This window comes from Microcoleus sp. PH2017_24_DOB_U_A, assembly GCF_020738205.1.
GTDB lineage: Bacteria > Cyanobacteriota > Cyanobacteriia > Cyanobacteriales > Microcoleaceae > Microcoleus.
In genome coordinates, this window is sequence record NZ_JAEQCT010000146.1 from 1 (window position 1) to 12,667 (window position 12,667).

The 12,667-nt window shown below is 45.6% G+C and carries 8 protein-coding genes and 1 pseudogene; 1 reads left to right on the plus strand and 8 read right to left on the minus strand.

Annotated features, from left to right (window positions below; all coding sequences use genetic code 11):
- From JGK07_RS30530 to JGK07_RS30565, 8 genes and pseudogenes are all read right to left on the minus strand, one after another.
- Positions 1-641: pseudogene (locus JGK07_RS30530) on the minus strand (hypothetical protein); the annotation flags it as partial.
- A gap of 293 nt (positions 642-934) precedes the next feature.
- Positions 935-2,395, minus strand: coding sequence for a methyl-accepting chemotaxis protein (locus tag JGK07_RS30535; protein ID WP_293181620.1), 1,461 nt, complete (start codon positions 2,393-2,395; stop codon positions 935-937).
- Between the two features lie 376 nt (positions 2,396-2,771).
- Entirely contained in the window at positions 2,772-3,890 is a 1,119-nt protein-coding gene (locus JGK07_RS30540) for a chemotaxis protein CheW (protein WP_293181622.1), read from the minus strand.
- A gap of 248 nt (positions 3,891-4,138) precedes the next feature.
- Complete coding sequence (locus JGK07_RS30545) at positions 4,139-5,815, minus strand: CheR family methyltransferase (protein WP_293181624.1); 1,677 nt, start codon at positions 5,813-5,815, stop codon at positions 4,139-4,141.
- Between the two features lie 42 nt (positions 5,816-5,857).
- The gene (locus JGK07_RS30550; protein WP_293275101.1) at positions 5,858-6,022 is read right to left on the minus strand and encodes a hypothetical protein; all 165 of its coding nucleotides are present in this window, start codon (positions 6,020-6,022) and stop codon (positions 5,858-5,860) included.
- Between the two features lie 473 nt (positions 6,023-6,495).
- Entirely contained in the window at positions 6,496-8,283 is a 1,788-nt protein-coding gene (locus JGK07_RS30555) for a R3H domain-containing nucleic acid-binding protein (protein ID WP_293181626.1), read from the minus strand.
- Between the two features lie 362 nt (positions 8,284-8,645).
- Entirely contained in the window at positions 8,646-9,812 is a 1,167-nt protein-coding gene (gene ldpA / locus JGK07_RS30560; RefSeq protein WP_293181628.1) for a circadian clock protein LdpA, read from the minus strand.
- Positions 9,813-10,322: 510 nt separating this feature from the next.
- Complete coding sequence (locus JGK07_RS30565) at positions 10,323-11,654, minus strand: four-carbon acid sugar kinase family protein (RefSeq protein WP_293226260.1); 1,332 nt, start codon at positions 11,652-11,654, stop codon at positions 10,323-10,325.
- A gap of 635 nt (positions 11,655-12,289) precedes the next feature.
- On the opposite strand from JGK07_RS30565, the gene JGK07_RS30570 reads away from it, so the two are divergent.
- A partial coding sequence (locus JGK07_RS30570) for a hypothetical protein (protein WP_366934349.1) occupies positions 12,290-12,667 on the plus strand: 378 nt, incomplete at its 3' end.

Genomic DNA, 12,667 nt, shown 5'->3' on the forward strand with positions numbered 1-12,667 from the left:
ATCTTGACTCCAGGCAAGTCTAATATATAGTCTAAATAAAAGTCCATGACAGTAAATGTATTGTTTGTTACATTATACACCATAAAGTCAGGAGAGCCATAAGTTATGGGCGTGCGAGTCCTGATGACGGCGATAGTTTCGTTAGTATTGACATCCACAACCGGAGCCGCCGTAAAAATGGCATATTTGCCGTCTGTTGACTTTATAGGCTGCATAATTACAGCCTGATTAGTTTTTGTTACTTCCTGAAAATAGTCCCGCTTTCCCAAATCTACAATTTTTTCTCCACGGGATTGCAAAATAGTATTTCCCTTGAGATCGGCGACTGCAATGCTGTCGTAGCCTTCGTCTTCTTCTATATATTTATCTAACATGGCTTCCTTTTGAATGGTTGAAGTCGTTTGACTGACTCTGGGGTCGTTAAGTATGCTTAATCTTGCTAGTTGCTTGATATCTTGGTAGCGTTCTAACATAAAATTGCTGACTTCATTGGCAGTAGCGAGCGCCCGCGTTTCTTGATAATTAATTACATAGCTAGTGATACTTTGATTGGCTAAGAAAAAAGTTATTGCCCCAGTTAAAATTACGGGAATTGTTCCGAGGGCGATCGCAAAAACAATCGCTTTAATTCTTAAAGACATTTTTTTCATTGGTTTTTCATAATTATTAATGACTCATACCATTTGAGACTTGAGATTTTAGATGGGTGCATCTGGTTTTTGAAGAGGGCGAAGCATGACCGCATATAAGTTATTAGTTGTAATCCCATATTTTCTGCGGTCATGCTTCGCCCCTACGGATATATTCGCCTTGCGTGAGATGCACCGTTTTAGATTTTAGATTGAATAATTGGGATTGACTAATGAGTATCGGGGCTGAGAATACAGACTTACTGTTTAATTTTGTTTTCAAACTATCAGAACTTATAACTATGCTAAACAACTGCTTTTAAATCTAAAGCAGCTTCATTCAATTTTTGAGTGCCAATTTTAGTTTGAGTGATACCGCAAGCTGTTTGTGCTGCTGCTTGGTTGAGAGAGTTCATCGCTTCCACCACTTGTTCGATCGCGATTGCTTGCTGTTTGGCATTCAGCGAAATTTGCTGAGAACTCAAAACTACGTTGTTAATTGCATCAGCTACTCCAGCAAATGCTGCGGCAGTTTCCTCCGCAATATTTACGCCAGATTCTACCGTTTTAGTTCCTTCGTCTGTCACCATGACTGTTGAGTTGATCGCGCGCTGAATATCGGCGACTAAGAGATTTATTTGTGCGGCAGATTTTTTACTGCGATCGGCAAGTTTGCGAATTTCTGAGGCGACAACGCCGAACCCTTTGCCGTGTTCGCCGGCTCGCACTGCTTCCACCGCAGCATTTAGTGCTAACATATTAGTCTGATTTGCTAAGTCGCTGACTACGGTTGAGATATTGCCAATGCGATCGGTTTGCTCGCTCAACTGCATAATTTGTCCTTGCATATCCTGCACTTTTGTTTTCAGTATTGCCATTGCTTCTAAGGTTTGTTCCACAGCTTTTGTACCGCCACCAGCTAAAGTTAAAGCTTGCATTGCTTGACTTGCGGCAGTTTCTATCTGCTGTGAAGTCGCCCTAGAAGATGCACCCAATTCGTCCATTGTTGTAGTAGTTTCATTGACTGAAACTGCTTGCTGGCTTGCCATTCGTTCCTGTTCTTCAACTGTGGCGGCAATCTGGGCGGAGGAACTGGCGATCGAACTAATTGTGCGATCGATAGTTCGAGCAATTCCTGACGAAATCAGCCAAGCAACAGTGGCGCCAAGCAGCAGTAGCAGTATCGAACCAAACACCAGCGTCGATACCAAAAAGCTTAAAGATGCCTTCGTGATTTTAGTTTCTTGCTTAATAATCTTTAATTCTGTTTCCCGAAATTCCCGGTTCAATTCCACGAATTCATTCACAAATTTGGTATACTTGCCTGTATTAAATATAGCGAGGGCTTCGGCTGTCTGATTTTGCTGAAATAAGCGAACTATTTCGTTAGAACCATCATAATATTCTTTGACCAGATCCAACATTCTCCGCAAACGGGCTTTTTGTTCGGAATTTTCAACAATCGGCCCTAGATTGATCCCTGACTGGCGAGCCAAGTCTGCACCTGTTTTAAAATCGTTTAAGAACTGCTGATTTTTATTAATTAAATAGCCGCGCATTCCCCGTACCATTTGCTCCGTACCTACGGACATATTACTTGTTTCTCCGATCACATTTTCTACTCTTTCCACTTTTTTGAAAGTCTCAAAAACCTGACTCGTAGTAACGAGAACTAAGACTGGCAACCCTAAATAAATAGCTGCTGGCGCTAGATATCCGACGAGCATCTTGTTTCTAATATTTAGTTTTTTAATGGATAAAAACATATTTTTGCGTTAATTTAAGATAGCATTTGCGTTACTAAGGTTGCGATCCTGCGATAGTGGTTGGGAGTCCGGCGTTGGCAACGGAAATGGGCCAGCCACTTCTGGGACTGATGCCGTCCAGTGACAGTAGAAAATAGTATCATAGCAAATTCTGTTCTCTTACTCTCTTTTCTTTAGTTTCGGGTGGCGCTGACATCGTTTTTGCAGGTGCGATTCCGATTTGGCCTTCAACAGTTGACAGTTGACAGTTGACAGTTGACAGTTTGAGAGCGACCTCTACCTAGAAGGAAGAGGATTGGAGTAATGAATAGTCGGATTTTAGTTTCTCCCGATCGGGGAGAGGCTTTCAAACAATTCTTTATGGTAAAATCTTTCTTCAAACCTCCTCATCAACAGCAACTCCTCCTTTTGTTAATAGTTTCTGCAAGTTCAGAACAGCGATAAGTTTTTCCTCGTAAAAAGCGGTGCCTCGAAGATATTCGCGGTTGGCTGAATTTAGTGCAGCAGGAATAGTCGCAATTTCTGCCACATTTAAATGTATAATATCTAAGATTTCGTCAACGACTATACCGGCGACCAAATCTTCAATTTCAACAACGATCGCCTTTGAGAGAGATTTTGTGTCGCCTGACATATTTAAAACATTCCGAATGTCCACTAGGGTGAGAATCTCGCCCCGCAAATTCATGTTGCCAATAATGCGATCGGGAGTGCAAGGAATTGGAGTTACTTGGCGAATGTCAGTGAATTCGCGCACTACAGCTAGGTTAATACCAAAGTATTCGCTGTTTAAAACAACTACGGCGAGGGACATATCAATTGCTGCGGAATTTTCGCGATCGCCCTGCTGCCTCAAATTCTGGGCCCTATCTCGAAAAATCGCCTTTTCTTGGGCTGTAGCATTCGGACAAAAAACGTGAATTTTGGCCAAAACTTTAGTATCTTCCACTAACAATTTTGGCTCTATTTCTAACTGCAAATTGGCGGTTTCTAGGTTGCCGGATGCCGCTGACAGTCCTGCATCGCTTGCAGACACTGGGATTTGGGCTTCTGTTTTGTCGGGAGAATATCGAATTAGCCGATCGAGATCCAGCAGCATAATCATATCGGCCCCGCAGCGGGCAAATCCAGCTAAAAAATGATGGGGGGCTTCTGGGTTGTCTCGCCCGTAAGATAGCTGGGGAGTTATGGCATCTGCGGGGATCTGCTTAACTTCGTTAACTCGATCGACAATGATGACAAGTCGAATTTCTTGCCATTCTATGACGATCGCACTATCTGTGACAGAATAGTCCTGCCAAACGTACCCAAAACGGAGATTTAGATCCATCACGGGCAGAATGGATCCTCTAAGATCGATCGCCCCAACAATATCTTGAGGCGCTTCGGCGATCGGTGTCAACTCCGGGAGAAAGAAAATTTCTCTAACGCAGCCGACTTCTACGCCGCACAGCAAACCGTTATGTTCAAATATAAGATACGGCTTAGTTTCCATATTAATTCTGACAATTTATCTAGTAAGACTTGCAAAAAACACATGGTTTATGCGATCGGATTCGGTTGGGTGCATCTGGGTTTGTCAAATATGTTTGTAGGGGCGAAGCATGACCGTAGTCAATATAGGATTATAACTAATAACTTATATGCGGTCATGCTTCTTCAGGCTTCAAAATTGAGATGCACCCATTCGGTTTGGCAGCGACACACCCACAAAAAACCAGGTTTTTAGATTTTCCCAGTGCGTCAGTTTTTTTGGCTGTACAATTTTACCAATTTTTTTTGAACATCAATCAATACTTGACTCGCTGTCATTTTTCCCTGTTGCTCGATCGGAGTATTGGGCGGCAGTTGTTTGAGAATATCGCAAGATGACTTGTACATTTTAATAGCTATATTTAGCTTACCTTCTTTATGGTATATATTCCCGAATTCGAGATAAGCTGAAACAAAAGATGGGCAAAGATAAATAACTTTTCTTAAATATATTTTAGCGGTTTCCAAGTCGTCCTGTTCTTCAGCAATCTGAGCTTGCAAATAATAAGGAAATACTGACATAGTATCTAGCTTACTAGCTCGCTTGCAGTATTCTACCGCCTGAGAATACTGGCCTAAATTTGCATAAATTTGAGCGAGCAAATAATCAGCTTCAAAATTTTGAGATTGCAGGTGGAGCGCCTGTTTTGCTTTATCAATTGCCTCAAAATAAGCTTTATTTTTTAAACAAGCTTTTGCCTCTAATATAAGCATCTGAGGCGTTTTGCTATCAGCTTTTTCGGCTGCAATTTTTGGGGATAAACTAGATATCTTCTTGTTCGCCAGATCGCCCTCTAAATAGCGACTTCGCAGCATCTTTCCCAGCCCGGTACCTGCTGTTAACAGCGACAGCGACCCGACATCCCCAAAATTGCCGTTAGCAAAACTAGCTGGCACCGTTTCCCCTTTCCTCGGTAGCAACTGACCGCTATGGTCGCCCAATTCCAATTTATTTCCCGATTCCCCAAACGCCGATTTTGTTTTAGATTCTGGTACAATCAAAGACTTTTTTTTACCTGGTTCCTCCTCTAGGACATTCTTGGCTTGATAAACAACCGACTCCGGGAAACTCTTTGGTTGAAAATCGTTCATCACGTGACTGTGAATTTCAGCGTGACCAGTCATTAAATATCCTCCAGGTCTTAGCGTTTTGGCAAACTTTTTCAATACCTGTGAAATATACTGAGCTTCAAAATAAACAAAAACATTTCGGCATAATATCAAATCCATGTTATGAAGATCTGTGTAAATATTAGGAAAATTATCTGTCACTAAATTTACAGATCTAAAGCTGACAAATTGGCGCAAGTTCTGGTCTATTTCCCAATCGGTTTTCCGCTGAGAGAAATATCGATTTTGCAGTTCCCGGTCAACTAAGCGAAAAGACCAAGGGCTATAAATTCCTCGCTGGGCTTTTTCTATTGCTGCTTGATTGATATCAGTACCTAAAATTAAAATTTTCCATTTGTCCCAATCAGGAATTAGTTGTTTTAAAATAATAAGTAAAGAATAAGGTTCTTCACCAGTCGAGCAGCCAGCACTCCAGATTCGCAGTCTTGGCTTAATTCCCAATGTCTCGTGCAATTTTATTTTGCGTGCGATTAATTCCGGCAAAATCACTTTTTCTAGGAGCGAAAACTGTCCTTTGTCCCGCATGAAATAACTTTCGTTGGTTGTCAGCAGCAAGGTTAGTTCCTGCCATTCATTTTGACTTTCCGGACTCGAAGCGGCTAAGATTTGATAATATTTGTCGGGAAATGCTATTTTTAAAGCTTTCATTCGAGTCAAAATTTTTCGAGACAAACCCGATCGATCTTGCGGGCGAATTTGTAAACCCGTGTGAGCGGCAATTAATTCAATAAATAGCTGAATTTCTGCATCATTCATGTCAACTCTGGTAAATATAGCCTTTCTCAGAAAGATGAGGTACTATCGGGCATCGGGCATCGGGCATCGGGCATAGGGCATCGGGCATAGGGCATCGGGCATAGGGCATCGGGCATCGGGCATCGGGCATAGGGCATCGGGCATCGGGCATAGGGCATCGGGCATCGGGCATAGGGCATCGGGCATCGGGCATAGGGCATAGGGCATCGGGCATCGGGCATACCTCATTTTTTTGATAACCGCTTTATGTTTATTTATAATCTGTTATTATAGGGGGTTGGGAATTAGTCAGTAGTCATTAGTCATCAGTCATTAGTCATCATTGGGAATTGGAAATTGGGGGTTGGAAATTGGGAATTAGTCAGTAGTCATTAGTCATCATTGAGGGTTGGGAATTGGGGGTTGGAAATTGGGAATTAGCCCGATCGCACTTACACACAAAAATCACAGCAACGGAAATAATATCACGTGCGGTCGATATACCAGAAGATTCTGGTCTACGCAGTGTACCACGCTACCAGAATCATGGTTAATTGAGCCCGCTTGAGATCGAAGGCAGCAGGTAGAAAACAGACAGCAACATGAAAAAAATTCGGCCGTTTGCCTTCTACCTGCTGCCTTCAAGGGGTAAGGTGCGCCCCGCGCACCCTACATGATGCCGATTCTAGATATAGGGCTGTTCACGCTGGAAAAATCCGCAGGCGGCGGTTGGGTTCTTCCCCAAAACTGTGGGATTTCAGGTGATAGTGTTCCACAAGTTCGTGCTGCATTTTGCGGACATTGGGAGAACGGGGTAAGAGTTCCACCGGCTGTCCCTTGGGAATGACAATTTGCTCAACGGCCAAGCGGGTTTCTTCAAGAGCTTCGAGTTCGTCAGAAGTACCGCTGCGGGCGAATAAGGCGAGGTCTGCCACTTCCGGGGTGCCCGGGTCGTCCATGTCCAACAGGCGCCGCAAAGCTCTCGCTACGTGGGGAATAGTCCCAGCTTTGATTGTGTGCAGGGGAACTTGGCGAGTTTTGGCCAAGTGCCTCAATTTTGACTGGTTCCGCACGTTCGATCGCAAAGCCAACACCACGTCAGCACTTTCAATATCCTTAGTCAACTGCACCGGCAGGTTCAGGGTGGAAATCACCTGTTCGAGCTGGTGGCGAGCTATGCCGTAAGGATAAACGTGGAGGGGCAAATCTTCGCCGTTAGGGCCGACATTCTGGGAATAACGACCCCGTTGCTGCGGTACAGGTTCCACGGACAGGGATTCTTCGAGGAGTTGCTCGAAATACCGAGTCTCAGGAAGTACCGGCGCGCTGTTAGCAGCGGTAGCAGCAGCGAATTTCTCGTTTTGAGGGGGCATCGGCACCATTTTCCCGGCACTCCGCCACCCAGAAATCGGCGTGACGGGCCGCATTGCTGATACCGCAGCGGGGCCTGAGGCGGAAGCTGGCATCCCTGGAAACCGGACGGGGGGAGATGCTGACTCGCGCTCGATCGTGACTTCTCCGCTGTCGCTGACGCTTCTGATTTGCTGGTTCGGTTCGCGTCCCCGCAGCAGGCTGTCGATCGAATCTGAGACTCGTTCGTGGATTACCCAGCGCTGGCGTTCGAGCATTTCGATCGCAATTTCAAAAGTTGGCGGTGATTTGCGTTCCAAAACTGTCTTTTGAGAACCGCGGCGCCGGGCCTCGTCATCTCCCAGCGTCACCGCTTGGATGCCCCCGATTAAGTCGGCCAGAGTCGGATTTTTCATCAAGTTTTCGATCCGGTTCCCGTGGGCGGTACCGACCAATTGCACGCCCCTTTCCGCGATCGTCCGAGCGGCCAAAGCTTCTAATTCCGTGCCGATTTCGTCAATCACGATCACTTCCGGCATATGGTTTTCCACTGCTTCGATCATGACTTGGTGCTGGAGTTCGGGACGCGAAACTTGCATTCTGCGAGCTCTGCCGATCGCCGGATGCGGGATATCTCCATCTCCAGCAATTTCGTTGGAGGTGTCGATGATTACCACCCGTTTTTCCAAGTCATCGGCGAGGACGCGGGCGATTTCCCGCAAAGCCGTGGTTTTGCCAACTCCGGGGCGGCCGAGCATCAAAATTGATTGACCGGTTTCCACTAAATCGCGGATAATGCCGATCGTCCCGAACACAGCGCGGCCCACCCTCAAAGTCAAGCCGATAATCTCGCCGCTGCGGTTGCGAAGGGCGCTAATTCGGTGCAGGGTTTGCTCGATACCGGCTCGATTGTCGCCGCCGAAGCTGCCGACTCGATCGATACAATAGCTGAGGTCTGCTTTGGAAACTGGTGTTTGGGAAAGAGGTTCGGCCAAGGATGGAAAACGAGCTTCTGGTAGACGGCCCAAATCCATCACAACCTCAATGAGATTGTTGCGCTGCGGGTGCTGCTCTAAGGGCTGCCGGATCTCATCTGGCACGATGTCTAATAGTCTGCTGAGGTCGTCTGTAATCTGCATTCGCCTCGGTGTGTTCGGTTCAGTGGACAGTGGACAGTGGACAGTTGACAGTTGACAGTTGACAGTGGACAGTGGACAGTTGACAGTTGACAGTGGACAGTTGACAGTTCGTGGATTACGCGTGGGGTTATAAACCCGGTTTCTACGAGTTTTGCGAACAGGAACGAGAAATATAGTAAGAAACCGGGTTTCACCTGGGTGCAAGTGCGATCGCGAAATCGCAAACTACAGTTGTTAGCTATCAGTTTTCAGTTTTTTTGATTAACAACTAACAACTGACAACTAACAACTAAAAACTAACAACTAACAACTGACAACTGTCAACTAACAACTAACAACTAACAACTGACAACTGTCAACTGTCAACTGTCAACTGTCAACTGACTTTTGATCTGGGAAACTAGAGAACGAGCTAAACTCACCGCCTCCGAGAGAAGTTCTGGGACGGCTTCGAGCTGAGTCAACCGAGGTGTTTGAACTTCGGCTGCGCCGCAAGGGACTGCTACCGGAACGGCAGAAGCTCGATCGGTCTGCATTGTTTCTAATTGTTCTAAAATTGGCGATAGCAAAACCCTGGCATAGCTGCCGTAAGCTACACCTGCAATGTATTGGACAGGAGGAACTGACAAATTTTTCCCGCCATCCAAAAGCAGTCCAGAGGCTCTCAGTTTGCTGACAGTGCGATCGTTAGTGCCGCCTGCAAGTTGCACGTATCCCGGCAACTGGGCAGCCAAAACTTTTTGACCGAGTTTGACCGCTGCTCTAGTAGTTCCTATTCCAATATCTCCACTCATCGGCCTACCATCGGTTTGCCAAATTAGGGGACAAGGCAGGGGGGAAATTATTTGATAGAGTGTCCGCAAATAATCAATCAAACCGTCTCCATCGGGGCAACTAATTGCTATTACTTTAAGTTGATCTACCCAGGGATCTATGCTCGACCAAAGTCTCGCAAAATCTGCCTCTCTGCCTACTTGCGTGTGGATTTCTAGGGCATCCGCACCGGATTGCAAGATTAAAGGTGCGATCGCGGCCGGAGCAGACACGTAAGAACGAGTGTAAATTAATTGGCTCGGGCAAACAGGCAGACAGCGACCGCAGCCATAGCACTGCTGGTCTATCACCCCGGAAAAACCACTACCAGCACTCTGAAAAACTATTGCGGAGGCTGGACATATTTTTTCGCAGGGCCGCCAGCAGTCCGCCGGACAATCGGCTGGGTTGAATTCGGCCTTGCGAAAATGCGGGTCTTCCCCATCGTTCAAACTCACCATCAGCCAGGGCAAACCTTTGCCGCCAAACCTGCGGTTTTGAGTTTTTGCCTGTAATTCGCTGGCAACTTGTAGGGCTTCTTTCGCTGCTGCGACGGCGGCGGGATCTGCCGCGACATCAATACAGTCAGCACCTGCCAAGGTGTAAGCCAATGTGAGATTCCGAACCGCCGGCAGGTGTTGAAAGCTCGCCCCACAGATCAGCTTGAACCAATGACCATCTTTTAATGAGTTTAGTGGATGATAATGTTCTGGCACCCTTATATGCTAATCCTTTCAGCTAAAAATTACTATGCGAACATTTTTATAAAATTTTTACATTTAGGTCGATACAAGCTGGAAACGCTACTGATAGCAGTAGCTATGGCGCTGTTGGCTCTATATGTAGAGGGCTACCTGATTTTTTTTTTCTATATTTGATTTTTTTGATAGTGGCTGTCCAGGGGCAATTTGTCGAGCTGGCGATTGCTTTTATTTAATAGTAGACCTTTTACCATAGCATATTAGAGCGGATTTAGCAACGAGACAATCAGCCAAAGATTTTTTGGAGATGATTTAACTGGTTCCCAGGCTGTGCCTGGGAACCTATCTCACTCTTGCTCTGCCTCGGCACAGGATTAAGGAGGCTCTTCCTCCGGAACTGTGTTACCAGGCACAGCCTAGAAACGAGTAGACAACGAAATATTTCAACTGTTTTAGGGTTAGGTTGATATCAATGTGTGTTCCCTGAATAGAACTCAATTCATCTTCGTTAAGCCAGCGATTCAACTAGCTAGAATGCTTGCTGAGTCGCTTGTAAGCCGTAGCCAAAGCATTACTGTCACCGACATTTCCAGGAAACAAAACGACTGGTAAATCGGGAAATAGAGGATGATCTGGCTCGGTTTTTACAACAGAACAACCTGGAATAATTTGACCGATTTGCCTGATACTTTTCAGCGACAAACCTGTACTCAACACATCATTAGAAGTAATCCCGCCCTTGCTAATTAAAAAACCGATGTCAGCAGGCAGTCCCCGCACGACATCCATCAACAAAGCAGAAACAGCAGCACCAAATTTTAACCGGACTTCAGCATTTTCAAATTCTAGTTCCTGGCGGCTGGTATAAATTACAGGCGTTTTGCTATCTGCATGAGCAGTGCGAACTTTTTCGAGGATTTCATTGAGGATTTGAGCGCGAGACTCTGGCGAATCTTCTACTAAGTGAGATACATCTATTTCAATGCTAACTGTATTGGGTTCTTCTAACAAGCGTTCCAATTGATCGGTCGTTTTCTTGACGTGGGAACCAACTATTACTGCACCCGGTTTGCCGTCTTTCACGTATTCTGCCATTTCGTCGGCTGCTACGGGCTGGTTGCCGAGGTCAGCTAAGGATGTTAAAATACTCGCCGCGCTGCGGAATAAAAACTTTTTGCCTTGACTGGCTGCATCAAGAATGTGTTTGGCAAATGTGTTTAAATCGCCTTGGCTTTCGCCGTCAACAACTGCACATTGGTTGTCTGTCATCTCCATCAATCTATCTAAACTTCCGTAGCGGATGTCTGCGAGTAAAATGCGATCGACTGTATCAGCGTGGATGCGACCTTGGGTTTTTTCTTCTACGTAGTCGGGCAGGTAACTGTGATGGTAGCCGAAGACTGAATCTTTAGCAAATTCGGTTTCGTGCACGGGGGTTTCGACACCGTTAACCATCAGGTAATGCACGCTGTTGCGGGTAATTCTGCCTCCTTCAAAAAAGGCGGGAATTAGAAAATGAGCGTCGAAGGGGCCGAGTTCTTCGGCGATTACATCGGTTTCGATCGGATAGTGACCGCGCAGGGTAGAATCGGAACGGCTAACGATTAGGAAGTCTTCGATTTCTTCGATCGCGATCGCCCTTTTGAGATTTTGGCACACTTCGCGGGTAACGGAGGCTGCTGTTTCGGGAGTTAGCGATCGAGTATTTGTCAGTATAAAAAAAATCGGGGACTTGTCCCGCAGTCCCAAACGCAGGGTTTCTTCGTCCCAACGTGTCAGCAGCAAGCAACTGTGCACGGTTTGAGAACCTGTGGGATCGTCATCGAGAACTATAATCTTTGGTTTGGTAGAAGACATACTGACCTGGTTGTTAACGTCACCTTTCCAAGATATCCTTACCTGTTACCTAACAGGTAAAAATTTACAATTATGATTTTTCTTAACAATTCTCATAAATCATAAATTTAAAAATGTGTTTGAGTTCGCTCGCTTCAGTGAGGTGCGCGTTGCTACCAAATAATACTATGCACCATGGGTGTCAACTTAAGTCTAAAACCAATTTAATGTGAAGTTGCACATATTTCGATCCCCCTAAATCCCCCTTAAGAAGGGGGACTTTGATCGGAATCTTGTCCCACCCCCTACTCCCCTTATCAAGGGGGGTGCCAGGGTGATCGGAATTCGGGAGCAGCCTCATAAAAAATTGGTATAAAACCTTTGTCTCTCTCGTTTATAGCAGAGTCCATATACCCCTCGCATCCCCATTCTTAAGGGGAACTTTAAGTTAAAAATACTCTTTTCCCGCCTTATTAAGGGAGGCGCCCGGGGTGTCGAGAGCCTTACTAATTGGCGGTGGCAGCGTTTTTTTACCAGAAATAATTGGTTGACTGTAGTTTAGACTAACCAAAGATGAGAACGGTGGCAAAAGAAGAACTAGAGCCACCGCGCTGGGAGAGAATGAGGGTGAAAAATAAAACCTATCCACTCCTTAAATGAACAGTGAACGATTAAAGGACTTTCGTCAAGCAGCATACGATTTATTGGTGAAAGCCAATGATGCAACATTCGAGCCGGAATTTTCGCTCAATCCATTATTCAAGCGTCAATGCAAGAGCGTTTACGAAGCGTTACAAGACACAAGACCAGACCGGAAAAAACTCATGGAGTTGTATCTGAAGCAATTACAGAAAGAAACACCCCCAACAGAACACATATTAGTAGCAATTGACCACACTGCATGGGAGAGAGCAGATGCCAAAACATTAAAAGACAGAACCCATGAATATCAAAGAGGTGTAATTGTGGGGCAGGGGTACAGTACCATTGCGTGGATACCTGAAGAAAAAGGAAGTTGGGCATTACCCCTGCTC